Here is a 23,043-nt window from a genome sequence, read left to right on the forward strand (position 1 = left end):
GCGCAACCCCTCGCGCCGTACGTTTGTCAAAGGCCTGGGCGCCGCCAGCACGCAGGCGGGCGGCAACAAACCGCGCTGCGCCTGGAAGCCGCTTACGCTATGCTGCTGACCAACCGCTGGATACTGGAGCCGACCCTGGAGGCCAACCTCTACGGGCGCAACGACGCCGGGCGCGAGCAAGGCGCGGGGTTGGCCGACAGCGTGGTGGGCCTGCGCCTGCGCGACGAGATCACGCACGGCTTCGCCCCCTACGTCGGGCTCAGTTTCAACCGCCTGCGCGGCTCACGAGCCAACCAGGCCCTGGAAGACGGCGAAGAGCTGGGCCGGACCCGCCTTGTCGCCGGTATCCGCCTGCGTTTTTTAAGGAGTGCTTCACCATGCTGCGCAAACACCTGCTGACCCTGAGCCTGCTGGCCGTCACTGGCCTGGCCCAGGCCGCCGAGACCATCGACGTCTACCGCGACCCCAACTGCGGCTGCTGCAAGGCCTGGATCAGCCACCTGCGTGACAACGGCTTTACCGTCAACGACCACGTCGAGCCAAACATGAGCGCCGTCAAGCAACGCCTCGGCGTGGCGCCACGCCTAGCGTCGTGCCACACCGGGGTGATCGACGGCAAGTTCGTCGAAGGCCACGTGCCGGCCGAGCAGGTGCGCCTGCTGGCCAAGCGCAACGACCTCAAGGGCCTGGCGGTGCCGGGCATGCCCATGGGCTCGCCCGGCATGGAGATGGGTGACCACAAGGATGCCTACCAGGTCATCGGGGTGACCCAGGATGGCCAGGACACCGTGGTCGCCAACTACTGATGCCCAGCCTGGGGGCGCTGTTTCTCAGCGCCTTTGGTGCCGCCACCCTGCTGCCGCTGCAATCGGAGGCCGTGCTGGTCGGTCTGTTGCTGCGCCAGCCCGAGGCATGGGCGATCCTGCTGCTGGTAGCCACCCTGGGCAACGTGCTCGGCTCGGTGGTCAACTGGCTGCTGGGCCGGGCCATCGAGCACCTGCGCGACAAACGCTGGTTCCCTTTCAGCGCTGCCCAGCTGGCGCGTGCGCAGCAGCGCTACCAACGCTGGGGGCAATGGTCGCTGCTGCTCAGCTGGATGCCGGTGATCGGTGACCCGCTTACGCTGATCGCCGGGATCATGCGTGAGCCGTTCTGGCGCTTCCTGTTGCTGGTGACCCTGGCCAAGGCTGGCCGCTATGCAGTGCTTGCCATGATCACCCTGGGCTGGTTTCACGCCTGGTAACACCTTTCAGGTTTCGCGTGGTCCACTGCCTGTTACAGTCGCCCCATTCAACCTGGCCCTACACGGAGTGCCCCCATGCTGCGCGCAACCGCCCTCGCCCTGGCCTGCCTTGCCAGCAGTTCGGCCATCGCTGCCGAGTCGCCTACCTACGGCCCCCAGCTTGAAGGCTTCAGCTACCCGCACCCCCTCAAGCATTTCGACTTCAAGTCCCAGGGCCAGGCCCTGCAGATGGGCTACATGGACGTGCCCGCCCAGGGCCAGGCCAACGGCCACAACGTGGTGCTGATGCACGGCAAGAACTTCTGCGCCGCCACCTGGGAAACCACCATCGACGCCTTGAGCAAGGCCGGCTACCGGGTCATCGCGCCCGGCCAGGTCGGCTTCTGTACATCAAGCAAACCGGCGCATTACCAGTACAGCTTTCAGCAACTGGCCGACAACACCCATGCCCTGCTCGAACAGCTGGGTGTGAAGCAAACCATTGTGCTCGGCCACTCCACCGGCGGCATGCTGGCCACCCGCTATGCGCTGATGTACCCCCAGCAGGTGGAACGCCTGGCAATGGTCAACCCGATCGGTCTGGAAGACTGGAAAGCGCTGGGGGTGCCCTACCGCACCGTGGACCAGTGGTATGCCCGCGAACTCAAGCTGGATGCCGAAGGCGTACGTGCATATGAACGCAAAACCTATTACGCCGGGCGCTGGAAGCCTGAATATGAACGCTGGGTGCAGATGCTGGTGGGCTTGAACAAAGGGCCGGGGCATGAAGCGGTGGCGTGGAACTCGGCACTGATCTACGACATGATCTTTACCCAACCGGTGTACCACGAGTTCAAGCACCTGCAGATGCCGACCCTGCTGCTGATCGGCGACCAGGACACCACGGCCATCGGCAGCGATATCGCGCCGTCGGAGGTAAAGGCCAAGCTGGGCAACTATGCAGAGCTGGGGCCGCAGGTGGCCAAGCTGATACCCAAAGGTGAGCTGATCACGTTCGAAGGCATGGGGCACGCGCCGCAAATCGAGGAACCGGTGCGGTTCAATCGCACCCTGGTCGAATGGCTGGGCAAGTGAGCCAATGATTGGCCCCTGTGGGAGCACGCAGGCTTTGGGATTTTGCGCACGCCCGCTGCTGCCACAGGGTTCCTTTACACGTTCCAGACCTGCGCTTCCGTCCAGCCCAGCTCGGCAAAGTCGCCCGCCCGCAACTCGGCCTCTTCCTCGCAGAAAAACTCATCCAGCTGTGGTGGCCTGACCGCTGTATCACTGAGCATTGCGTGCACCTGCCCACGGTGATGCACCTGATGTTCGAACAGATGCGCCAGCAACCGCAGCCGCTGCTCGCGCTGCACCCGATCGGGCCGCACGACGCTCACATAGCGGCCCAGGTCGCCATCACTCAGCCCCCGGCAGTAGGCGATCAAACGGTGGTCAGCCTGGGCCTGCTCGGCATGCAGATCGGTGCAGGTGGCAAACGGCTGCTCCGGGTCGAAAAAGCGTTCGCCGTCGGCATCGGGCTGCTCGCCGCGCTGCTCGCACTCGAGCATATGCAGGTAAAACCAATCCACCGTCAGCAAGTGGTTGAGGGTGGCCTTGATCGACGGGAAGAAGCTGCAACGCGGGGCGACGAACTCGTCCTGGGTCAGTTGCAGGCAGGCCTTGTACAGGCGGTGGTTGGCCCAGCCATTGTTATAGGCCTGGGTCAGCAGATGATGCGATAGCGGCTGCATGGTCGGCTCCTTTTCAGGCGAAGCGTTGCAGTTGCATCTCCCGTAGCCGGCTCAGGGTGCGCTGGTACGGGAACGCCAGATACCCTTGAGTGTAGAGGGCATCGAGCGGCACCTGTGCCTCCAGGTACAACGCCACCCGACGGTCATAGCATTCGTCGACCAGGGCAATGAAGCGGCGAACCGCATCGTCCTTGGGCGACAGCGCCGGCAGTTCACGGTCACCCGCCACGACCCTCGCCGCGCCATCTTCGGTGCCTCGGGCAATACGCCCCGCCCGCTGTTCCCCGCCCAGCGCCGGAATGCCGGAGACCAGAATCGAGGGAAAACGGTCGCACAAGGCCATGAACTCCATGGCCGCCAAGGGTTGATCGCACAGATCGGTGAAACGACACCAGATAGCCTGCTCACTGCGCCGCACGACGTGAATGTGCCTTGAGCCAATAACCAAAGGCTGATTCGTGCCGGCGTCTTCGGGGCTGAGCTGGCGAAACACCTCGGCCAACTGGCTGGCCTGCCCTGCCTCCGCTACCCAATAGCGCTGCCGCGCTTCACCGGGGTGCAGGCGGTGATCCTGCTCGCCCGCTACCGGCAGGACCTGCATGTGACGACCAATGGAGGCGATGGCCGGCAGGAACCGCTCGCGGTTGAAACCATCGCGGTAGAGCTGCTCGGGCGGCTGGTTGGAAGTGGCAACAATCACCACGCCCTGATCGAACAATACCTGGAACAGGCGGCCGAGGATGATCGCATCACCGATGTCGTTGACGAACAGTTCATCAAAGCACAGCACACGGATTTGCCGCGCCAGCTCCGCCGCCAGGGCCAATAGCGGGTCGGCGGTGCCGTTGAGCTGAAACAGGCGTTGATGCACCCAGGCCATGAAGTGATGAAAGTGCTGGCGCCGGCTCGGTATGCGCAGGCACTGGTGGAACTGGTCCATCAGCCAGGTCTTGCCGCGCCCGACCGGGCCCCAGAGGTAGAGGCCCTGGGTGGGGCGGCCCTGGTCGAGGGACTGGAAGCAGGCTTGCAAGGCCTCGACGACGCGGGCCTGGGCGGGGTCAGCGACGTAGCCCCGAGTGCTCAGGGCTTGCTGGTAGAGGGTTTGGGGGTCGATGGCCATGGCCGCATTCTACCCGACTGTCACCCTCGGTGCAGGCGCGCGTCAGTCGGCCAGGCCGGCCTTGAGTAGCGCGCCGTCCTTGTCATCGGTCAGTACATACAGGTAACCATCTGGCCCCATCCGCACATCACGGATACGCGCCTTCAGGTCACCGAGCAACCGCTCTTCGTGCACCACCTTGTCGCCCTCCAGTTGCAAGCGGATCAATTCCTGCGTGGCCAGCGCCCCTATGAACAGATTGTGGTCCCAGGCCTTGAACGTTGGGCTGTCGTAGAATGCCATACCGCTGATACCCGGTGACTTTTCCCATACATGGTGCGGGTCGACCATGCCGTCTACATGCTCGCCCTTGGCCTCGGGGATGGGCAGCAGCGAGTAGTTGATGCCGTGGGTCGCAATCGGCCAACCATAGTTCTTGCCAGGCTTTGGAATGTTGATTTCATCCCCTCCGCGCGGGCCGTGTTCGTGGGTCCACAGCTGGCCTGTCCAGGGGTTGAGCGCGGCGCCTTGCTGATTACGGTGGCCGTACGACCAGATCTCCGGGCGCACGTTGTCCTTGCCGACGAAGGGGTTGTCTTTGGGCACTTCGCCGTCCGGCAGAATACGCACGACCTTGCCTTGCAACTTGTCCAGGTCCTGGGCAGTGGGGCGTTGGTTGTTCTCGCCCAGGGCGATGAACAGGTAGCCATTGCGGTCGAACACCAGCCGCGAGCCGAAGTGGTTACCCACCGACAGCTTGGGCAGCTGGCGGAAGATCACGGTGAAATGCTCCAGCCGGGCGCGGTCCTCGGACAGCTGCCCGCGGCCGACCGCAGTACCGGCCTTGCCGTCACTGCCCTCCTCGGCGTAGGACAGGTAAACGGTGCGGTCCTTGCCGAACTCCGGTGACAGTGCCACATCCAGCAAGCCGCCCTGGCCTTCGGCCCAGACCTTGGGTACACCGCTGATCGGCGGGCCGACCTTGCCTTCGGCATTGACCAGCCGCAGGTTGCCGGCGCGCTCGGTCACCAGCATGTCCTTGCCACCGGGCAGGAAGGCCAGGGCCCAGGGGTTGCGCAGGCCATCGGCAAGCGTGTCGACGATCAAGGTGCCTTCTTCGCTGGGGAACCGCTGTTCGGCCGCCGCATGCGCCCACAGTGGCAGCAGCGCGGCGGCGGTCAGGGTGACTAGCCAGGGTGCTCGAAGCATGCCGGATTCCTTTCAAGTGGGCTTAAGGCGCACGAGGGTTATCGCGCGGTGGCCGGGTGGGTTCCAGGTTCGGGGTTTGCTGCTGACGGCGCAGGTTGTCGCCGTTACCGATGCCGCGGTTGTCCAGGGTGGGTGGGCGCTGGTACGGGTCGGTGGACGGGCCACGTACCGGAGGCGTAGCTGGCATGCTGCCTTGACGACTGTTGGGGTTGGCCCGCTGGATCGGGCTGTTGTAAGGGTTGCTGTTGCCGACAGCATGTTGCACGGGCTGCTGCGCAGCTGCGTGCGCGGGCAGGCACAGCGCCAGGCTGAGGGCCAGGATGGGCAATGTCGGGGTCATGCTTCACCTCCTGTACGAAAATGCCGCGCCTGGTGGGTTTGATAGCCTAAGGCGCGAGGGGTTCGCGGCAAAAGTGTGAATGCGGGTGGAGTTGATTCCTGATGTTTCAGTATGGGCCGCGGAGGGCTGCTTCGCCCTCCAATGGCCGCAACCTTCTACTGGCCGTTATCCACCTTGTGCCGCGCCGCATACAGGCACAGCATCTCCATGGCCAGGGTTGCCCCGGCCAATGCAGTGATATCGGCATGGTCATAGGCTGGCGCCACTTCCACCAAGTCCATGCCTACCAGGTTGATGCCACGCAGCCCACCCAGAATCTCCAGCGCCTGCACCGTGCTCAGCCCGCCACACACCGGCGTTCCGGTACCGGGCGCGTAGGCCGGGTCGAGGCAGTCGATGTCGAAGGTCAGGTACACCGGCCGCTCGCCCACCCGCTGGCGAATCGCTGCAATCACCGCCTCTGTGCCCTGGCGGTGCACCTGCCTGGCGTCGAGAATGGCAAAGCCCTGGCTGTCGTCATTGGTCGTGCGCAGGCCAATCTGCACCGAGTGGGCCGGGTCAACCAGGCCTTCGCGGGCGGCATGCCAGAACATGGTGCCGTGGTCGATGCGCTTACCCGCCTCGTCCGGCCAGGTGTCACTGTGCGCATCGAAATGGATCAGCGCCAGCGGGCCATGGCGGCGGGCGTGAGCCTTGAGCAGCGGGTAGCTGATGAAGTGATCGCCACCAAGGGTCAGCATGGCGCAACCCGCCTGCAGAATGTGCTCGGCATGGGCCTCGATGCTGTCCGGTACCGACTGCGGCGTGCCGCTGTCGAAGGGGCAGTCGCCATAGTCGATGACCGCCAGGTGGTCGAACGGGTCGAACGCCCACGGCCAGTGGCGGGCCCAGGCCTGCTGGACCGAGGCAGCACGGATCGCCCGCGGGCCGAAGCGCGCGCCGGGGCGGTTACTGGTGGCCGTGTCGAACGGCACACCGCTGACCACCACATCCACACCGCGCAAGTCGCGGCTGTAGCGGCGGCGGGAAAAACTGACAACACCGGCGTAGGTGCTTTCTGCGGCGGTACCATACAGGCTATCGCGGGTCATGGCCTGGTCATTGCTTGCGGCTTGGTCCACGGTCGGGCTCCTTGATTGTCATGGGCTACTGCCGGCTGCGGAAGGCGGTCCACAGACGGTTGCGTTGTCGCAGGTCGGCCAAGGCCATGCTGCGGTCGGCATACAGGCGCTGACGCACCTCGGCCGACGGATAGATATCCGGGTCGTTGCGCACCGCTTCGTCCACCAGCGGCGTGGCAGCCTGGTTGGCATTGGCGAAGAACAGCGTGTTGGTCAGCGCTGCCACCGACTCTGGCTTGAGCATGAAGGCGATGAACGCCCGTGCGGCCTCGGGGTGCGGGGCGTCCTTGGGGATGACCAGGTTGTCCTGCCATACCAGCGTGCCTTCGCGGGGGATGCGGTAGATCACCTCGAACGGCTTGCCGGCACGACGGGCCTGGTCGGCGGCCATCGCGGCATCACCGTTGTAGGTCAGCGCCAGGCACACGCTGCCATTGGCCAGGTCGTTGATCTGCCGGCCGTTGGCAACGTAGCTGACCGACGGCTGCAACTGGCTGAGCAGGTTCTGCGCGGCAGCCAGGTCATCCTTGTTCTGGCTGTAAGGGTCCTTGCCCAGGTAGTTCAGGGCTACGCCGATCACCTCCTGGGGCGAGTCAGGCAAAGCGATGCCGCAACCCTTCAGGCGGGTGGCGTACTCGGGCTTGAACAACAGGTCGAGGCTGTCCAGCGGTACATCGCCAAGGCGCTGGCGTACTGCCTCCACATTTACCCCCAGGCCCAGCGTGCCCCAGGTGTACGGCACAGCATGGCGGTTGCCGGGGTCAACCTCGGCCAGTTTGCCCAGCAGGTCCTTGTCGAGGTTGCCATAGCCAGGCATGGCCTGAGCGTTCAGCGGTTGCAGGGCATTGGCCTTGAGCGCTCGGGCCAGCACGGTGGATGACGGCACCACCACGTCGTAGCCGCTACCACCGGTCAACAGCTTGGTTTCCAGCACCTCGGGGGTGTCAAAGGTGTCGTAACGCACCTTGTAGCCCGTTTCCTGTTCGAAGCGCTGCAAGGTTTGCGGGGCGACGTAATCGGCCCAGCTGTAAAGATTGACGACCTTTTCTTCGGCCTGCAGCGGCAGGGCCAGAACCAGAGACAAAAGGCACAACGATCGACGCATGGCGGACACCTCGGTAAATGGGTGGATGCCGCGAGCATGCCAGCCGGGTTACATTGCACAAATGGCAAGTTTGCAAAGCTGACATTCATCAGGAGCAATGTAATGTTCGGACAAGTGCACGACCCCGACCTGCACCTGCTGCGGCTGTTCGTCACTGTAGTCGAGGCAGGTGGCTTCAGCGCCGCTCAAGGCGTGCTGGGCCTGAGCCAGCCCACCATCAGCCAGCGCATGGCGCAACTGGAGGCACGCTTGGGTTACCGCCTGTGCAGCCGCGGCAAGGGTGGTTTTCGCCTGACGGAAAAAGGTGAATTGCTATTGGAGGCGGCGCGTGGGCTGCTGCTGAACATCGAGCAGTTTCGCCAGCAGGCCAACGGCGTTGCCGGGCGGCTGCTGGGAACTGTGCGCATAGGCATGGCGGAAAATCAGGACAAGGCGGTGAGCCTGAAACTGGCGGCGGCCATTGCGGCATTTCGCAGGCGAGAAGAATCGGTGCAACTGGAGCTTGTCAGTGCACCGCCGGCGGAGCTGGAACGGCTGTTGCTGGAGCAGCGACTGGACTATGCCATCAGCTACTTTTCCGGCAACCAGGCGGCCTTTGATTACCAGCCCTTGTTCGCGGAGCGCCAGCGGCTGTATTGCGGCAAGGGGCATGTGCTGTATGGCGAGACGGATGTTGGGCTTGAGCGGTTGCTGGACATGGACCAGGTGCGCCATCCGTACCGTTTTCTCAAAGGGGGCGAACCATTCCAGAGCAGACGCAGCACGGCAGTGGCGGAGCAGATCGAAAGCGTGCTGACGTTCATTCTGTCTGGGCGGCATATTGGCTACTTGCCATGCCACTGTGCACAGGGCTGGGAGGCCGAGGGGCTGTTATGGGCGCTGGACCCTGAGCTTGATTTTGGGGTGCCGTTCACCTTGGCCCGGCACCGGGCACAGGGGGTTGGAGAGGCAGCCCATGTATTTGCGCAGGATTTGCTGGCGGCGTTTGCCTGAACCGGCCCCTTCGCGGGTGAACCCGCGCCTACACCGGATCGGTGGTGGACACCTGTCGGTGGCTGGGCACAGGCACCGTCGTGTAGGAGCGGGTTTACCCGCGAAAGGGCCGGCCCTGCTGGCCAATCTCCACCAGACGTTCACCGTTGCCGCCGCTACCGTATTCGCGGGTAAACCCGCTCCTACGCCGGATCGGGGGTGGACACAGGTCGGTGGCTGGGCACAGGCCGTCGTGTAGGAGCGGGTTCACCCGCGAAGGGGCCGGGCCTGCTGGCCAATTTACACCCGCCGTTCACCGTTGCCGCCGCTACCGTATTCGCGGGTAAACCCGCTCCTACATCGGATCGGTGGTGGACACCTGTCGGTGGCTGGGCACAGGCACCGTCGTGTAGGAGTGGGTTCACCCGCGAAAGGGCCGGTTCAGGCAACCACAATCAGTAAGCCATGCTCCAGGTCAGGGTGTAGGTCCGTCCGCGCCCCTGGTAGTCATACAGATACGCCGGCCCGTAGGTCGGCGAATAGAACAACGTCGCACGCTGTCCCCATACCGTGCTGTACTGTTTGTCCAGCACGTTCTGGATACCGGCACTGACGGTGCCGAAACCGGTGTCTTGGCTGCCCAGCAGGTCAAAGGTGGTGTAACCGTCAATCTCGTGATCGGCATCGTCCTTCAGGCTGAAGGCATGGTTGGCCTGCAAGCGTGCACTGCGGCCATCGCCCTTCCAGCCGACAAACGCGGTGGCCTTGGACAACGAGGCATAACGGGCATCGCGCTTGATCCAGCCGCCGTCCTCGGCCTCTTCCTCGGAGCGTGTCATGTGCAATGTGCCGCCGGTTTCCCAGCCGGTCTGGAAGTGCCGGGTCAGTGCACCTTCAAAGCCAAAGTCGCGGCTTTTCTGCTCTTCCACGTCGATGGTCAGCGTTTGCGAATCGACGTTGATGATCTTGTCCGACCAGATGTAGTACAGCGCTGCCTGTGCATCCCAATCCAGGTCGGCATAGCGCCAGCCCACTTCCACCTGGCGGCTCTTGATACCGGCCAACGGGTTATCGGCCACGCTCAGGCCCGGCTTGCCGTAGTACTTGGCCGGGTCAGGCAGGTCGAAGCCTTCGCCATAGTTGCTCCACACCTGGTGGCCGTTCTTGAAGTCGTAGATGGCACCGACGTTGAACAGGTTGACCTGATAGTCGTTACTGCCGCCCGGCACGCCCTTGAAGTCGCTGACATCCACGTCCATCTGCTGGCGCCGGGCGCCACCGGACAACGTCAGGTTGTCGGTGGCATGCCAGTCCAGCTGGGCATACACCGACACACCATCCACCCGGTAGCTGGGGTAGCGTGCGGCCTTGCTGTCTTTTTCCAGCTCAAGGCCACCCGACTCGGACGAGGTCTGGGCGTTGAAGGTGGTCTGCTCGGCGTTGAAGCGCTCGCGGTCCAGGTCAACGCCGTAGGTCAGCTTCAGCGTATCCCACTGTTTGGCAAACAGGCCCTTGAGGCTGGTAACTTCGAAGTTTTGCTGCGAGGCGGCAAAGTACACCCCGCGCGAGCCGGTGGGCGTGGCACGGTTGTAGTACGGGAACGGGTAGAAGTTGTCGTCTTCCTTGCGGTACGAGGCCTGCAGGTAGAAGTCCTGGCCCAGCACGTCGGTGTGGTGGTAATTGGCGTTGAGCAGCAAGCGCCGCGTACGCGGCTCCAGGTCCGATGAATAACCGCTGCGCAGCTCGGCGTCTTCCAGGTCGGATGGCGCGTTGTAGTTCAGGTTGGGGAAGTAGATACCCGTGCTGCCGTGGTTGCCCGAGTCGTAGTACTGGGCCAACAGGTCGAGGCTCTGCTGGTCGTTCAGCTGCAGGCCCAAGGTACCGAGTACGTCGATGGTGCGGTTGTACTGCAGGTCGGTCTGGGTGTTGTCGATGAAGATCTGGTCGCCAGCACCATCGTAGAAGGCTTCGTTCTGCTCACCGGAAACGCCCAACCGGGCATTGACCCGTTCGTTGCCGCCGCTGACCGACTGGGCGAAGCGGGTGGCCAGGTCGTCGCTGTTGTTGAAACCGCTGCTGGCCCCCAACTGGGTCTCGAAGCGCGCCGGGCCAGGCTCGCCCTTTTTGGTCACGATGTTGATGATGCCGCCAGTGGCGCCACCGCCGTAGATGGCGCTGGCGCCAGACAGCACTTCGACGCGCTCGACGTTGAACGGCGAAATGCTGTCGAACTGGCGCGACAGGCCGCGGGAGCTGTTCTGGCTGACCCCGTCGATCATCACCAGCACGTTGCGCCCACGCATGTTCTGGCCGTAATTGGTGCGCCCTTCCGGCGCCAGGTCAAGGCCCGGTACCAGCTTGCCGATGGCTTCCTTCAAGCTGACGCCGCTGTCGATCTGCTCGCGCAATTGCTGCTGGTCGACCACCCAGACGGTCCCAGGGATTTCGCTGATGGCAGTGCTGGTGCGCGACGCTACGCTGACTTCGATCGGCTTGAGGTTGACCGCCTGCGGCGCGGCCTCGGCCTTGCGCAGGGTGACGGTGCGAGCCTCGCTGAACTGCCAGCTCATGCCGCTGCCGGCCAGCAACTGCTGCAGGGCCTGCTCGACACTGTAGTTGCCCTGCAACGCCGGGCTGACCTGGCCGGCGACATCGCCTGTGGTGTACAGCAGGTGCAGGCCGGCTTGGTCGGCGAAGGTGGTCAGCGCCTGGTCCAGCGGCTGGGCTGGCAGGTCGAGCTGGACCTGGCGGGCCTGCATCTGGGTCTGTTCGGCAGTCGTCGCGGCCCCTGCGTGCAGGGGGCCGAGCAACAGGGCCATGGCACTGCAAGACATCAAGGCATGGTGAAAAGGACCGCGACGGCGGTGCAAGGGCTTGAGCATCAGAGGCACGAATGAGCTTCCTGACAAGTCGTAAATGAGAATGGGTTGCTGATCAGTCTCACTACGACGATCTGGCTTGCAGGAACTTGCAGTGGCAAATGGAAAATATTTTTATTTCTGTCCGGCCTCTTCGCGGGCAAGCCCGCTCCTACAACGACTGCGCCCGCCTGAAGGTTGTGCGACCTGTGCAGGAACGGGCTTGCCCGCTAAGAGGCCGGCACAGGCTGATCAATGCACCACGGCCAACCACGGCAGGTAGGTCACCTTCAGGCCATACCGCTGCTCCAACGTCCGCAACAGGGCCTCAGGTTCATCCAGGTCAAACACCCCGCTCACCTCCATCGCAGCCAGCTTGCTGTCGGACAACACAATGCGCCCATGCCGGTATCTCTCAAGCTCCGTCAGCACCTGCCCCAGCGGCTTGCCGTTGAAGATCAGCTTGCCACGCTGCCAGGCCATCTGCGTGCCGGCATCGGCCGCCACCGCCAGTTCATGTTCACCCACCTTGGCTTCACCGCGTGCCAACACGACGTGGCCATCGCGGTGCACGCTGAAGGTGGCGGCATTGCCCTGCACCCGCGCACCGGCCGTTTCGACCACGAACGGACGTGAATCATCGGCGGTCTCGAACAGCGCCTCACCCGCATCGAGTACCACACGCCGCTCATGCTCGCTGAACGCCACGCTCAAGGCACTGGCGCTGTTCAGCGTCACCCGTGTGCCATCTGCCAGGGTAATGACCTGCCGCTCGCCCACGGCGGTGTGGTAATCGGCCAGCAGCATCGGGGCTTGCTGCCAACCCGCCACGGCGGCGACCAGCAACACCACCGATGCCGCCACACCCGCCTGCTTCAGCCGGCCGCGGCAATGGCGCAAGGCCTGGCCGATATACTTTGCCACCATGCTCTCGGAAACCCCCAGGCGTTGAGCGACCTGCTTCTGGGTCAGGCCCTCGACACGGTTGAGCAACAGCGCCTGGCGGGCATTGTCGGGCAACTGCAACAGGGCCTGGTCAAGAATCTGCAAGCGCTCGCGGGCCAGCAACGCCGCCTCGGGTGCCGGCGCCGGACAGGCCACCTCACAGGCTCCGTCGCTGTCGTCGTGGCTGGCGGCGATGCGTTGCTCACGGCGCAAGGCGTCAATCGCCAGGTTGCCGGCCACACGGAAGATGAAACTGCGCGCGTGCACCACCGGGACCGCCTGCTCGTCGATGTTCACCAGCTTCAGGTAGGTTTCCTGCGCCACATCGGCCGCGCGCTGACGGTCGCTCATGCGCCGCGTCAGAAACTGCAGCAGGTCGTCGTAGTGCTCCTGGAAGCTTGCCAGCAGGCCCGACATGGGTGAAGTCAGCATGATTGGGGAACAGCCAGTAAGAGAGGTTATCGGGCGTTAATGAGAAACAGTATCTTTCATATGAACCGATACTTTCAACGTCGACGCGCATTTGCCACACTGCCAGCTCCACTCCGGCAAGGTCACAGCCCATGACTGCCCGTCTGTACCGATACACCCGCCTGTTTCTGGTCCTGCTGATGGCCTTTGGCCTCGCGGCCTGTGCGCTGCTCCAGCCACGCGACCCGGTGAACATCAGCGTGATCGGCATCGAACCACTGCCCGGGCAGGAGCTGGAACTGCGCATGGCGGTGAAAATGCGGGTGCAAAACCCCAATGAGTCACCGATCGATTACAACGGCATCGCCTTGAACCTGGAAGTGAACGGCCAGCCGCTGGCCGCTGGTGTCAGTGACCAGCAGGGGCACATTGGCCGCTACGACGAAGCGGTGATCGTGGTGCCGGTAAGCATCACGGCGTTTTCCTTCCTGCGCCAGGCCTATGGGCTGGGCAAGGTAGATTCGCTGCAGGGTCTACCCTACAAGCTGCGCGGCAAACTGGCCGGCGGGCCGCTGGGGACCGTGCGTTTTACCGATGAAGGCAAGCTGGACCTGCCCAAGGGCACCTACTGATAAGCGCCGGGCGGGTGTGCTCAGCGGTTGGCGCTGGCTGCGGCCATCAGCTTGTTGACTTCGCTGCGCACCATGCTGGCGTATTCAGGCGGCGTCATGCCGTCCAGTTCGGCGCGCACCCACTCGGCCCATTTGCCCTTGCGCCGTGGCTTTTCGGCAATCAGCCGGGCGGCTTCGCCCTTGGCTTTGCCCAGGTTGTTCTGCCACATCTCGAACAACCGGGCCTTCTCTGCCTCGATCTGCGCCCGTTCCTCGAAGCTCATGTTGGCCAGATTGAAACTCATGAAGGTACCTGCAGGTTTGAAAATGGCCGCTATCTTACACCCAGGCACAGCATCACCGGAAAGCCGCCGCAACTTTCCCGACGTGGCGGCATCCATTGTTCACATCACCCCCATTGACGAGGACGAGTTCATGGCCCGGAAAAACGCCACGCTGGCGGACAGCGATCAGATCAAGGACCAGGTATTCAGCGAACTGCAATCGCTGATAGAAGAATCGGAAAAACTGCTGAACGACAGTGCCGCACTGGTCGGCGAAGAAGCAGAGACGTTGCGCGCCCAGGTGAGCCTGAAGCTGCGCCAGGCACGCCAGGCGGCGAGCAACGTGCGCAGCAAGGCGCAACCGGTGGTGGACGCCACTCAGGACTACATCGGCGGCCACCCCTGGCAGACCGTGGCCATTTCCGCCGGCCTCGGGTTGGCGGTAGGCCTGCTACTGGGTCGGCGCAGTTAAGGCCTGCGCCGCCTGGTGCACATCAGGCGGCCAAAGCCTGCGGGATGCCGCTGTGGAAGCGCAGCTCCTGGTCTGGTGACTGGATCAGCTCCATTTCCGCAGCGCGTACCAGCTCGACACGGCGGGCGATGTCCGCTTCATCACCGTAGTTGTGCGCCAGTTTCAGGTAGCCCTGGTAGTGGCGCGCTTCGCTTTTCAGCAGCCCGTGGTAGAAGCGGCCCAGCTCTTCATCCAGATGCGGCACCAGCGCGGCAAAACGTTCGCAACTGCGCGCCTCGATGAACGCCCCCACCACCAGCGTATCCACCAGCTTGACCGGCTCGTGGGCGCGCACCAGTCGGCGCAACCCCGACGCGTAACGCCCCGCCGACACCGGGCGCAACGGCACCCCGCGACGCTTCATGAGGCGTAACACCTGTTCGTGATGCACCAGCTCCTCGCGGGCCAGGCGCGACATCATGTTGATCAGATCAAGGTGAGTGTTGTACTTGGCGATCAGGCTCAAGGCCGTGCTGGCGGCCTTGAACTCGCAGTTCTTGTGGTCGATCAGCAGGGTTTCCTGGTCGGCGAGCGCCGCTTCGATCCAGGCGTCTGGCGTCGGGCAGCCAAGAAAGGCGTCGATTTCGGGGATCAGGGACATAAGCGTGCAACCACACAGAACTGGCAGGGCCGGCGATTATACCGGCGGCGGCTGGCGATGCCAGTGACTATGCTTGATGTACATCAAGCGCTGGAGGGGGAAGCGCCGACTATAGTCAGGCATTGGTCGCCATCATCGAAGGGAGTTAACGCCCATGCAAGCCGTCCGCAGCATTCTCGTCGTCCTCGACCCCGCGCACGCTCACAGCCGGGCGCTTACGCGCGCCAAGCTGATTGCAGGCGTCACGGGCGCACGCCTGCACTTGCTGATGTGTGACAAGCGGCATGATCACAGTGCGCTGCTCAGCCTGCTGAGCAGCCAGTTGCATGATGACGGCTACGCCAATGTCACCCATGAAGAGGGCTGGCGCGACAGCCTGCACGACACCATCATCCATGTACAGCAGGCCGAAGGCTGCGAACTGGTGATCAAGGAACACCGCCCGGACAACCCGCTGAAAAAGGCCCTGCTCACCCCCAGCGACTGGAAGCTGCTGCGCCAATGCCCGGGTACCGTGCTGATGGTCAAGAGCGAACGGCCGTGGACCGGGGGCAAGATTTTGGCGGCGGTGGACGTGGGTAACCAGGACGAAGACCACCGCCGCCTGCATGCCAGCATCATCGACCACGGCTTCGAGATTGCCAAACTGGCCAAGGGAGAACTGCATGTCATCAGCGCCCACCCGTCGCCGATGCTGTCAGCGTCGGACCCGGCCTACCAGCTGAGCGATACGATCGAAAAACGCTACCGTGAAGCATGCAAGGCGTTCCAGGCCGAATACGGCATCAGCGATGAGTGCCTGCACGTGGCCGAAGGGCCAGCGGATGTGTTGATTCCACATACCGAAAAGAAGCTCGATGCAGTGGTGACCGTGATAGGCACGGTGTGCCGCACGGGGATTTCCGGGGCGTTGATTGGCAATACCTCGGAAGTGGTGCTGGATGCGCTGGAGGGCGATGTGCTGGTGCTCAAGAGCGAAGAAGCCATCGCCCACCTGGCGGAGCTGGCCCGCGGCTGAGTAGGCAATATGCAGGCCCCTTGTAGGAGCGGGTTCACCCGCGAATGCGTCATTGATTTCAACGCCACATTCGCAGGCAAACCCGCCCCAAGGTTCCGTTGCCGCCCGGGAATCTAGACCAACGCCTCCCGCACCTTCGGGTCAAGCCCCTCCCCCGCGTGGGCCTCGCTCCACTCCGCCAATTGCCGGAGCATCGCCGGCGTCCAGAAGCTCTTCAGATGCTGCCGCACCCCTTGCACCGCCAGCGCCCGGTCTGGCTCGCTGTCGAAGTAATGGGCAATCTGGTTGGCCATCTTGACCAGGTTTTCACTGCTCATCGGCGAACCTCGGCTTTCTCCGCAGCACGGCGCTCTTTCAGCAGCCGCTGCTGTTCATCACTGAAGTCCTGATAGCGCTTCTGCCATTGCGATGGCTGGAACACTTTCACCACTTCCACTGCCGTCACCTTGTACTCGGGGCAGTTGGTGGCCCAGTCGGAGTTGTCGGTGGTGATCACGTTGGCACCCGACTCCGGGAAGTGGAAGGTGGTGTACACCACGCCCGGCGCCACCCGCGCACTGACCTTGGCACGCAGCACAGTCTGCCCGGCGCGGCTGCCGATGCCGACCCAGTCACCGTCGTGGATGCCACGGCTTTCCGCGTCGGTCGGGTGGATCTCCAGGCGGTCGGCATCATGCCAGGCAACGTTGGCAGTGCGCCGGGTCTGGGCGCCGACGTTGTACTGGCTGAGGATACGACCGGTAGTCAGCAGCAACGGGTAGCGGTTGTTGACCTTTTCGTCGGTGGGCACGTAGCCGGTGAGCATGAAGCGGCCCTTGCCACGCACGAACTGGTCGATGTGCATGGTCGGCGTGCCGTCTGGCGCAGCGTCGTTGCACGGCCACTGCAGGCTGCCATGGCGGTCGATTTCCGCGTAGCTGACACGACGGAAGGTCGGCGTCAGGCGGGCGATCTCGTCCATGATCTCGGACGGGTGGCGGTAGTTCATCGGGTAGCCCAGAGCGTTGGCCAGGGCCACGGTAGCTTCCCAGTCGGCCTTGCCGGCCAGCGGCTCCATGACCTTGCGCACCCGCGAAATACGCCGCTCGGCGTTGGTGAAGGTGCCGTCCTTTTCCAGGAACGAACTGCCCGGCAGGAACACATGGGCGAACTTGGCAGTTTCGTTGAGGAAAATGTCCTGCACCACCACGCACTCCATGGCGAGCAAGGCCGCCGTGACGTGCTGGGTGTTGGGGTCGCTCTGGGCGATGTCCTCACCCTGGCAGTACAGCGCCTTGAAGCTGCCATCCAGCGCCGCCTCGAACATGTTGGGAATGCGCAGACCCGGGTCGGGCTGCAAAGTCACGCCCCAGGCCCGTTCGAACTCGGCGCGCACGCCCTCGTTGGAGACATGCCGGTAGCCGGGCAGCTCGTGGGGGAACGAGCCCATGTCGCACGAGCCCTGCACGTTGTTCTGCCCGCGCAGCGGGTTCACCCCTACCCCTTCACGGCCGATGTTGCCAGTGGCCATGGCCAGGTTGGCAATGCCCATCACTGCGGTGCTGCCTTGGCTGTGCTCGGTCACACCCAGGCCGTAGTAGATGGCCGCGTTGCCGCCGGTGGCATACAGCCGGGCCGCAGCGCGGATCTGCTCAGGTGGCACGCCACAAACCGGGCCGAGCACCTCGGGAGCGTTGTCTGGCAGGCTGACGAAGTCGCGCCAACGGGCAAAGTCTTCGGTTTCGCAGCGGGCATCGATGAAGCGCTGGGCCAGCAGGCCCTCGGTGACGATCACGTGGGCCAGGGCGTTGAGCATGGCCACGTTGGTGCCCGGGCGCAGTTGCAGGTGCAGGTCGGCGCGGGCGTGCGGCGAGTCGACCAGGTCGATACGCCGTGGGTCGATCACGATCAGCCGCGCCCCCTGGCGCAGGCGGCGCTTGAGTTGCGAGCCGAACACCGGGTGGGCGTCGGTGGGGTTGGCGCCAATCACCAGCACAACGTCGGCCTGCATCACCGAGTCGAAGCTTTGCGTGCCGGCTGACTCACCCAGGGTCTGCTTCAGGCCATAACCGGTGGGCGAATGGCACACCCGTGCGCAGGTGTCGACGTTGTTGTTACCAAACGCCGTGCGCACCAGTTTTTGCACCAGGTAGGCTTCTTCGTTGGTACAGCGGCTGGAGGTGATGCCGCCGATGGAGTCGCGCCCGTATTTGAGCTGGATGCGGCGGAACTCGCTGGCGGCATAGGTCACGGCCTCGTCCCAGCTGACTTCCTGCCACGGGTCTTCCAGGCGCTTGCGGATCATCGGTTTGGTGATGCGGTCCGGGTGGGTGGCGTAGCCCCAGGCAAAGCGGCCCTTGACGCAGGCGTGGCCGTGGTTGGCGCCACCGTTCTTGTCCGGGACCATGCGCACCAGCTGGTCACCCTTGATTTCGGCGCGGAACGAGCAGCCAACGCCGCAGTAGGCGCAGGTGGTAATGACCGAACGCTCAGGCTGGCCAAGCTGCACCAGGCTCTTTTCCGTGAGGGTCGCGGTCGGACAGGCCTGCACGCAGGCGCCGCACGACACGCATTCGGAAGCCAGGAAGTTTTCGCCACCCGCGGCCGCCACCCGCGATTCGAAACCGCGCCCGGTAATGGTCAGGGCGAACGTACCCTGGATGTCCTCGCAGGCGCGCACACAGCGGCTGCAGACGATGCACTTGCTCGGCTCGTAGTCGAAATACGGGTTGGAAACGTCTTTTTTCTCGTCCAGGTGGTTGGCGCCGTCATAGCCGTAGCGCACCTCACGCAGGCCCACCTGGCCGGCCACGGTCTGCAGCTCGCAGTTGCCGTTGGCCGAACAGGTCAGGCAGTCCAGGGGGTGGTCGGAAATGTACAGCTCCATCACGTTGCGACGCAGGCCGGCCAGGCGCGGGGTTTCGGTGCGCACCACCATGCCTTCACTGACTGGCGTGGTGCAGGATGCCGGGTAGCCACGCATGCCTTCGATTTCCACCATGCACATGCGGCAGGAGCCGAAGGCTTCGAGGCTGTCGGTGGCGCACAGTTTGGGGATGCTGGTGCCCAGCATGGCGGCGGCGCGCATGACCGAGGTGCCAGCAGGCACGCTGATGGCGCGGCCGTCGATGCTCAGGCTGATCTGCACGTCGCTTTCGCGGGCCGGGGTGCCGAGGTCGCTGCTTTTATCAGAAGCGGGGTCGAAGAGATTGATCACTGTGCGGCCTCCGTGGTGGTCAGCCCAAAATCGGCGGGGAAGTACTTGAGCGCGCTGGCCACCGGATAGGCAGTCATACCGCCCATGGCGCACAACGAACCGTACTGCAGGGTGTCGCACAGGTCGCGCAGCAACAGCGCCTGGTCATGGCGCTCGGTGATGTCACTGCTGGCGATCAACCGGTCGACCACTTCCATGCCCCGGGTGGAGCCGATGCGGCACGGGGTGCACTTGCCGCAGGACTCTTCGGCACAGAACTGCAGGGCGAAACGCGCCATGCTGGCCATGTTCAACGTATCGTCGGCCACCACCACACCGCCGTGGCCGAGCATCGCGCCCACGGCAGCAAACGCTTCATAGTCCAGTGGGGTGTCGAAATGGCTGGGGGGTACCCAGGCACCAAGCGGGCCACCGACCTGCGCGGCCTTCAGCGGCCGGCCACTGGCCGTGCCACCGCCATAGCCTTCCACCAGCTCGCGCAGGGTCAGGCCGAACGCGCGCTCGACCAGGCCACCCTGGCGAATGTTGCCGGCCAGCTGGAACGGCATGGTGCCCAGCGAGCGGCCCATGCCGAAATCGCGATAGAACGCTGCCCCCTTGGCCAGAATGATGGGCACCGAAGCCAGGGTAAGCACGTTGTGCACCAACGTCGGCAGGCCGAACAACCCTTGCAGCGCAGGCAGCGGTGGCTTGGCGCGGACAATGCCACGCTTGCCTTCGATGGATTCGAGCAGCGCGGTTTCTTCGCCGCAAATATAGGCGCCGGCGCCCACCCGCACTTCCAGGTCGAACGCCTGGCCGCTGCCGGCTACGTCAGCACCCAGGTAGCCAGCGTCACGCGCGATGGCGAAGGCCTGGTCAAGTACCCGGATGGCGTCGGGGTACTCCGAGCGCACATAGACGTAGCCCTTGTCGGCCCCCACGGCAAGGCCGGCAATGATCATGCCCTCGATCAGCAGGAAGGGGTCGCCCTCCATCAGCATGCGATCAGCGAACGTGCCCGAGTCACCCTCGTCGGCGTTGCACACCACGTACTTCTGCCCGGCGCCAGCGTCACGCACGGTGCGCCACTTGATGCCGGCCGGGAACGCCGCACCACCACGGCCACGCAGGCCGGAGTCGAGTACTGCGGCAACCACTTCGGCACCGTCCAGCGCCACGGCGGCCTCGAGGCCTGCGAAACCGCCATGGGCACGATAGTCGTCCAGTGACAATGGGCGGGTGATGCCCGCGCGTGCGAACAGCAAGCGTTGCTGGGTCTTGAGATAGGGTATTTCTTCGACCGGCCCCAGTGCCAGCGAGTGGCCACCGGGTTCGCCCGCCAGGGCATCAAGCAGTGACGGCACATCGTGTGGCGTAATCGGACCGAAACCCAGGCGCCCTTGCGCACTGTCGCACTCGATCAGCGGCTCCAGCCAGTAAAGCCCGCGCGAGCTGGTGCGCTGGATGTCCAGTGGCAACTGGCGGCGCTCGGCCTCATGCAGCAGGGCATCGGCAACCTGATCGGCACCCACGGCACGGGCTACCGAATCACAGGGAATATACAGCTTCAGCATGCTGAGTCCTCCCGGCAACCATTGACCAAGTCCCGCAGGCGCTCAGGGGTGAGGCGCGCGTGCACCTGGCCGTCCAGCTCCAGCGCTGGCGAGCAGGCACAGGCACCCAGGCAATAAACAGGGCGCAGGCTGATGGCGCCGTCGGCGCTGGTGCCGTGGTCGCCCAGTGCCAACTGTTCACGCAATTGCGCGGCGAGGGCTTCGGCGCCACGGCTCTGGCACGACTCGGCACGGCACAGGCGCAGGGTGTGGCGAGCGGGCGGCGCGGTGCGGAAGTCGTGATAAAAACTGATAACCCCACGCACTTCAGCCAGGCTGAGGTTGAGGGCATGGGCGATCTCGGGAACAGAAGCGTCGGGGATGTAACCCAGCTCGTGCTGGACGGCATGCAGGATCGGCAACAGGGCACCCGGGGTGTCCTTGTCGCGGGCCAGAATGCGCTGGATTACAGGCAGGTGGAGCAATTCATCAGGCATACAGCGGACCTCGGCATCACGGACCCTGCCTGATTTTTTTTAAGGGGCAGGTTTCCGGCGTGTTCTGCTGCGGCGCACCGCCCACGTCACAGTTGCGTGGTACTGGCGGCCTCCTCGCCCACGGCCGCACGTCTGCGCGCACTGACCCTTGGGCATCCTGCTAGCATGGCACTTGTAGCGCCGAGGGGTTGCATGCGAGCGACCAGGCGCATTCTGAAACCGACGAACGTGGTTACGCCCCGGCATCATCTGCCACGGCTTGCCGATCAGGTGGGTCTTGAAACCATCGTTGCATGCACCAGGCCCTCGAAACCGAACCTGGTCCATTGCCGGGCCTGCCAGACGGCAGCCCCGGCAATGGGCTGCCATCCAGCATGGCGACGGGGCAGAACGCGACTGAGTTCAGTCGGTAGACTGCACCGTTGCGGTGTCGGCGGCGGGAGCCGGAGCCTGGGCCTGGGCCTTTGACTTCGCACGATTGCGTCGATCCTGGCTGCGTTGCCGCGCAGCCTGCTGCTTGGCATGCAGCGCCTGAGCGGCGGTCACAGTACCCGCGGCCTGACCGTTCAAGTCAAGGCGCGGAGCATTCTCCACCATGCTCGCCCAGTATCGAGCGCCCCGGCACCACGTGGAAATGCCCAGCTTGAGCTGTTCACGGGTTAACCCAAGCAGCTCCAGGTGTTGCTCGGCATCCTTGAAAATGCCCTCCTTGAGCGGCACCTTGGGGGCCGGGTTGACCGGGAAAGCCAAGGGAAAATGCTTCTGCAGTGGCCAGATCGCTGCCACCGCCGGGTCCATCTCACGCGGCTTCGCCTGCGGGGGCGACTTGCGCTTGGGCGGTTTCGCGCTCTCGGCCTTTACCTGCCCTTTTTCCGCCCGCAGGCGGTCTCGTAGCTCAGCTAGTTGTTCAAAACCCATTGTTCATTCACTGCTTCGAAGTTGATTGCGTGGTGCAAGGATACCCCATGCAGCCAGCACATTGCTTGCAGGCCAACTTTCCCGGCCAGCCCAGGCACAAGCGCATGCCTGTGCGACGGCCCTCAGCTGAACACCCAAAGCACGCGTGTGGGCTTGTCGGTCAGGTTGGCATACCGAAAACGGGCGTGGGGTTGCAACTGAAAACTGTCATTGGCGTACAGCGTGACCGGGTCAGCATCGCCCAACCATACGGTCAGTTCGCCTTCGAGCACGAAGCAGCCCTGCTCCGAGCTGTCGTCCAGGTACTCCTCGCCACTGCTGGCCCCCGGCTGCAAGTGGCTATCGAGCATGGAAAACGCGCCCGTTATGGAGGGCGATGCCAGCACGTCGGTGATGCCACCTGCCAGGTGCAGCGTGCGACGCTCGTGCGGGCGGGTGACCCAGTCGAGCTCACGGGGTTTGTCCAGCTTGTAGAAGTAGGCTGTGGATACACCGAGCTCTTCGCTGATGGCTGTGAGATCGGCCACAGTCGGGCGTGACACGCCGCGTTCGACCTGGGACAGAAAGCCCACCGAACGGCCGATGCGCTGTGCCAGCTCGCCCAGTGTCAGGCCCTTGAACTTGCGCAGGTCGCGAATCAGTACTGCCAGGCCTTCGATTTCTTCGTGCACTTTCATGGTTGAATCGCGACTTTCAGACGGGAAATGGATGCCCAGAAAAGTACAGGATTCATTTCACAAAGCAAAATGCTTTGCGGAAGGTGCCTGACGTGAAATGTACGATTGCGGCACCGATCGAGCACCGCGCAGGCGGCGCTCGATCTCACAGGTGCTGAGAAC

23 protein-coding genes and 1 pseudogene are annotated in these 23,043 nt (G+C 64.0%); 8 read left to right on the plus strand and 16 right to left on the minus strand.

The features are described 5' to 3' along the window. Positions 1–48: 48 nt before the first annotated feature. The 4 genes and pseudogenes from KW568_RS19955 to KW568_RS19970 form a co-directional block, all read left to right on the plus strand. A pseudogene (locus KW568_RS19955) lies at positions 49–399 on the plus strand (copper resistance protein B); the annotation flags it as partial. Continuing rightward, positions 378–806, plus strand: a complete 429-nt coding sequence (locus KW568_RS19960) for a DUF411 domain-containing protein (RefSeq protein ID WP_003248913.1) — start codon at positions 378–380, stop codon at positions 804–806. The pseudogene KW568_RS19955 and the gene KW568_RS19960, both read left to right, overlap by 22 nt. Continuing rightward, positions 806–1,243: a YqaA family protein gene (locus KW568_RS19965; RefSeq protein WP_004576774.1), complete on the plus strand. Its 438-nt coding sequence runs from the start codon at positions 806–808 to the stop codon at positions 1,241–1,243. The genes KW568_RS19960 and KW568_RS19965 overlap by 1 nt, the downstream gene beginning before the upstream one ends. Positions 1,244–1,318: 75 nt before the next feature. Continuing rightward, positions 1,319–2,317 carry an alpha/beta fold hydrolase gene (locus KW568_RS19970; protein ID WP_004576773.1) on the plus strand — a complete coding sequence of 333 codons (999 nt, stop codon included), beginning with the start codon at positions 1,319–1,321 and terminating at the stop codon, positions 2,315–2,317. 74 nt (positions 2,318–2,391) lie between these two features. On the opposite strand, the gene KW568_RS19975 is transcribed toward KW568_RS19970, so the two are convergent. The 6 genes from KW568_RS19975 to KW568_RS20000 all read right to left on the minus strand — a co-directional run bounded on the left by KW568_RS19975 (position 2,392) and on the right by KW568_RS20000 (position 7,847). Continuing rightward, positions 2,392–2,973, minus strand: coding sequence for a DinB family protein (locus KW568_RS19975; RefSeq protein ID WP_004576772.1), 582 nt, complete (start codon positions 2,971–2,973; stop codon positions 2,392–2,394). Between the two features lie 13 nt (positions 2,974–2,986). Beyond that, positions 2,987–4,093, minus strand: a complete 1,107-nt coding sequence (gene zapE, locus KW568_RS19980; protein ID WP_004576771.1) for a cell division protein ZapE — start codon at positions 4,091–4,093, stop codon at positions 2,987–2,989. A 42-nt stretch (positions 4,094–4,135) separates the two neighbouring features. Then, entirely contained in the window at positions 4,136–5,281 is a 1,146-nt protein-coding gene (locus KW568_RS19985; RefSeq protein WP_004576770.1) for a PQQ-dependent sugar dehydrogenase, read from the minus strand. Positions 5,282–5,303: 22 nt separating this feature from the next. Then, positions 5,304–5,621 carry a hypothetical protein gene (locus KW568_RS19990; protein ID WP_004576769.1) on the minus strand — a complete coding sequence of 106 codons (318 nt, stop codon included), beginning with the start codon at positions 5,619–5,621 and terminating at the stop codon, positions 5,304–5,306. A 155-nt stretch (positions 5,622–5,776) separates the two neighbouring features. Further along, positions 5,777–6,742 carry an agmatinase gene (gene speB / locus KW568_RS19995; protein ID WP_004576768.1) on the minus strand — a complete coding sequence of 322 codons (966 nt, stop codon included), beginning with the start codon at positions 6,740–6,742 and terminating at the stop codon, positions 5,777–5,779. Positions 6,743–6,767: 25 nt separating this feature from the next. Beyond that, positions 6,768–7,847 (minus strand): extracellular solute-binding protein, encoded by a 1,080-nt coding sequence (locus KW568_RS20000; protein WP_004576767.1) that lies wholly within the window; start codon positions 7,845–7,847, stop codon positions 6,768–6,770. A 102-nt stretch (positions 7,848–7,949) separates the two neighbouring features. Between KW568_RS20000 and KW568_RS20005 the strand changes: the two genes are divergently transcribed. Then, positions 7,950–8,840: a LysR family transcriptional regulator gene (locus tag KW568_RS20005; protein WP_004576766.1), complete on the plus strand. Its 891-nt coding sequence runs from the start codon at positions 7,950–7,952 to the stop codon at positions 8,838–8,840. Between the two features lie 434 nt (positions 8,841–9,274). On the opposite strand, the gene KW568_RS20010 is transcribed toward KW568_RS20005, so the two are convergent. Further along, positions 9,275–11,701: a TonB-dependent receptor gene (locus KW568_RS20010; RefSeq protein ID WP_004576765.1), complete on the minus strand. Its 2,427-nt coding sequence runs from the start codon at positions 11,699–11,701 to the stop codon at positions 9,275–9,277. A 228-nt stretch (positions 11,702–11,929) separates the two neighbouring features. Then, the gene (locus KW568_RS20015; protein ID WP_014859685.1) at positions 11,930–13,054 is read right to left on the minus strand and encodes a sigma-70 family RNA polymerase sigma factor; all 1,125 of its coding nucleotides are present in this window, start codon (positions 13,052–13,054) and stop codon (positions 11,930–11,932) included. Positions 13,055–13,185: 131 nt separating this feature from the next. On the opposite strand from KW568_RS20015, the gene KW568_RS20020 reads away from it, so the two are divergent. Beyond that, positions 13,186–13,665, plus strand: a complete 480-nt coding sequence (locus KW568_RS20020) for an LEA type 2 family protein (RefSeq protein ID WP_004576763.1) — start codon at positions 13,186–13,188, stop codon at positions 13,663–13,665. Positions 13,666–13,685: 20 nt separating this feature from the next. Here KW568_RS20020 and KW568_RS20025 read toward each other — a convergent pair whose 3' ends face one another. Continuing rightward, positions 13,686–13,949 carry a hypothetical protein gene (locus KW568_RS20025; protein ID WP_003248880.1) on the minus strand — a complete coding sequence of 88 codons (264 nt, stop codon included), beginning with the start codon at positions 13,947–13,949 and terminating at the stop codon, positions 13,686–13,688. Positions 13,950–14,079: 130 nt separating this feature from the next. On the opposite strand from KW568_RS20025, the gene KW568_RS20030 reads away from it, so the two are divergent. Next, positions 14,080–14,400 carry a YqjD family protein gene (locus KW568_RS20030; RefSeq protein WP_003248878.1) on the plus strand — a complete coding sequence of 107 codons (321 nt, stop codon included), beginning with the start codon at positions 14,080–14,082 and terminating at the stop codon, positions 14,398–14,400. Between the two features lie 22 nt (positions 14,401–14,422). Here the strand turns inward: KW568_RS20030 and KW568_RS20035 are convergent, their stop codons facing one another. Beyond that, positions 14,423–15,040 (minus strand): tRNA-(ms[2]io[6]A)-hydroxylase, encoded by a 618-nt coding sequence (locus KW568_RS20035; protein WP_003248869.1) that lies wholly within the window; start codon positions 15,038–15,040, stop codon positions 14,423–14,425. A 154-nt stretch (positions 15,041–15,194) separates the two neighbouring features. Here KW568_RS20035 and KW568_RS20040 point away from each other — a divergent pair, with 154 nt between their 5' ends. Further along, entirely contained in the window at positions 15,195–16,058 is an 864-nt protein-coding gene (locus KW568_RS20040; protein WP_004576762.1) for a universal stress protein, read from the plus strand. A gap of 113 nt (positions 16,059–16,171) precedes the next feature. Here the strand turns inward: KW568_RS20040 and KW568_RS20045 are convergent, their stop codons facing one another. The 6 genes from KW568_RS20045 to KW568_RS20070 all read right to left on the minus strand — a co-directional run bounded on the left by KW568_RS20045 (position 16,172) and on the right by KW568_RS20070 (position 22,881). Beyond that, on the minus strand, positions 16,172–16,375 hold the full coding sequence (locus tag KW568_RS20045) for a formate dehydrogenase subunit delta (RefSeq protein WP_003248864.1): 204 nt from the start codon (positions 16,373–16,375) through the stop codon (positions 16,172–16,174). Beyond that, entirely contained in the window at positions 16,372–19,254 is a 2,883-nt protein-coding gene (gene fdhF, locus KW568_RS20050; RefSeq protein WP_004576761.1) for a formate dehydrogenase subunit alpha, read from the minus strand. Before fdhF ends, KW568_RS20045 begins: the two co-directional genes overlap by 4 nt. Further along, positions 19,251–20,810, minus strand: a complete 1,560-nt coding sequence (locus KW568_RS20055; RefSeq protein ID WP_003248861.1) for an NADH-quinone oxidoreductase subunit NuoF — start codon at positions 20,808–20,810, stop codon at positions 19,251–19,253. Before KW568_RS20055 ends, fdhF begins: the two co-directional genes overlap by 4 nt. Further along, positions 20,804–21,286: a formate dehydrogenase subunit gamma gene (locus KW568_RS20060; protein ID WP_004576760.1), complete on the minus strand. Its 483-nt coding sequence runs from the start codon at positions 21,284–21,286 to the stop codon at positions 20,804–20,806. The genes KW568_RS20055 and KW568_RS20060 overlap by 7 nt, the downstream gene beginning before the upstream one ends. A gap of 402 nt (positions 21,287–21,688) precedes the next feature. Then, positions 21,689–22,204, minus strand: a complete 516-nt coding sequence (locus KW568_RS20065; protein WP_003248857.1) for a ProQ/FinO family protein — start codon at positions 22,202–22,204, stop codon at positions 21,689–21,691. A gap of 122 nt (positions 22,205–22,326) precedes the next feature. Continuing rightward, positions 22,327–22,881, minus strand: coding sequence for a helix-turn-helix domain-containing protein (locus tag KW568_RS20070; RefSeq protein WP_003248854.1), 555 nt, complete (start codon positions 22,879–22,881; stop codon positions 22,327–22,329). Between the last annotated feature and the right edge of the window lie 162 nt (positions 22,882–23,043).

The organism is Pseudomonas sp. HD6515 (assembly GCF_024971855.1).
Classification (GTDB): domain Bacteria; phylum Pseudomonadota; class Gammaproteobacteria; order Pseudomonadales; family Pseudomonadaceae; genus Aquipseudomonas; species Aquipseudomonas alloputida.

Excerpts from the sequence above, each read along its gene's own strand:
- zapE (WP_004576771.1), bottom strand. The coding sequence starts at position 4,093 with ATGGCCATCGACCCCCAAACCCTCTACCAGCAAGCCCTGAGCACTCGG.
- KW568_RS20015 (WP_014859685.1), bottom strand. The coding sequence starts at position 13,054 with ATGCTGACTTCACCCATGTCGGGCCTGCTGGCAAGCTTCCAGGAGCAC.
- KW568_RS19970 (WP_004576773.1), top strand. The coding sequence starts at position 1,319 with ATGCTGCGCGCAACCGCCCTCGCCCTGGCCTGCCTTGCCAGCAGTTCG.
- KW568_RS20000 (WP_004576767.1), bottom strand. The coding sequence starts at position 7,847 with ATGCGTCGATCGTTGTGCCTTTTGTCTCTGGTTCTGGCCCTGCCGCTG.
- KW568_RS19965 (WP_004576774.1), top strand. The coding sequence starts at position 806 with ATGCCCAGCCTGGGGGCGCTGTTTCTCAGCGCCTTTGGTGCCGCCACC.
- KW568_RS20035 (WP_003248869.1), bottom strand. The coding sequence starts at position 15,040 with ATGTCCCTGATCCCCGAAATCGACGCCTTTCTTGGCTGCCCGACGCCA.
- KW568_RS20010 (WP_004576765.1), bottom strand. The coding sequence starts at position 11,701 with ATGCTCAAGCCCTTGCACCGCCGTCGCGGTCCTTTTCACCATGCCTTG.
- KW568_RS20005 (WP_004576766.1), top strand. The coding sequence starts at position 7,950 with ATGTTCGGACAAGTGCACGACCCCGACCTGCACCTGCTGCGGCTGTTC.
- KW568_RS20025 (WP_003248880.1), bottom strand. The coding sequence starts at position 13,949 with ATGAGTTTCAATCTGGCCAACATGAGCTTCGAGGAACGGGCGCAGATC.
- KW568_RS19960 (WP_003248913.1), top strand. The coding sequence starts at position 378 with ATGCTGCGCAAACACCTGCTGACCCTGAGCCTGCTGGCCGTCACTGGC.
- KW568_RS20030 (WP_003248878.1), top strand. The coding sequence starts at position 14,080 with ATGGCCCGGAAAAACGCCACGCTGGCGGACAGCGATCAGATCAAGGAC.
- KW568_RS20040 (WP_004576762.1), top strand. The coding sequence starts at position 15,195 with ATGCAAGCCGTCCGCAGCATTCTCGTCGTCCTCGACCCCGCGCACGCT.
- KW568_RS20070 (WP_003248854.1), bottom strand. The coding sequence starts at position 22,881 with ATGAAAGTGCACGAAGAAATCGAAGGCCTGGCAGTACTGATTCGCGAC.
- KW568_RS19990 (WP_004576769.1), bottom strand. The coding sequence starts at position 5,621 with ATGACCCCGACATTGCCCATCCTGGCCCTCAGCCTGGCGCTGTGCCTG.
- KW568_RS20045 (WP_003248864.1), bottom strand. The coding sequence starts at position 16,375 with ATGAGCAGTGAAAACCTGGTCAAGATGGCCAACCAGATTGCCCATTAC.
- KW568_RS20065 (WP_003248857.1), bottom strand. The coding sequence starts at position 22,204 with ATGGGTTTTGAACAACTAGCTGAGCTACGAGACCGCCTGCGGGCGGAA.
- KW568_RS20060 (WP_004576760.1), bottom strand. The coding sequence starts at position 21,286 with ATGCCTGATGAATTGCTCCACCTGCCTGTAATCCAGCGCATTCTGGCC.
- KW568_RS19985 (WP_004576770.1), bottom strand. The coding sequence starts at position 5,281 with ATGCTTCGAGCACCCTGGCTAGTCACCCTGACCGCCGCCGCGCTGCTG.
- KW568_RS19975 (WP_004576772.1), bottom strand. The coding sequence starts at position 2,973 with ATGCAGCCGCTATCGCATCATCTGCTGACCCAGGCCTATAACAATGGC.
- KW568_RS20055 (WP_003248861.1), bottom strand. The coding sequence starts at position 20,810 with ATGCTGAAGCTGTATATTCCCTGTGATTCGGTAGCCCGTGCCGTGGGT.
- KW568_RS20020 (WP_004576763.1), top strand. The coding sequence starts at position 13,186 with ATGACTGCCCGTCTGTACCGATACACCCGCCTGTTTCTGGTCCTGCTG.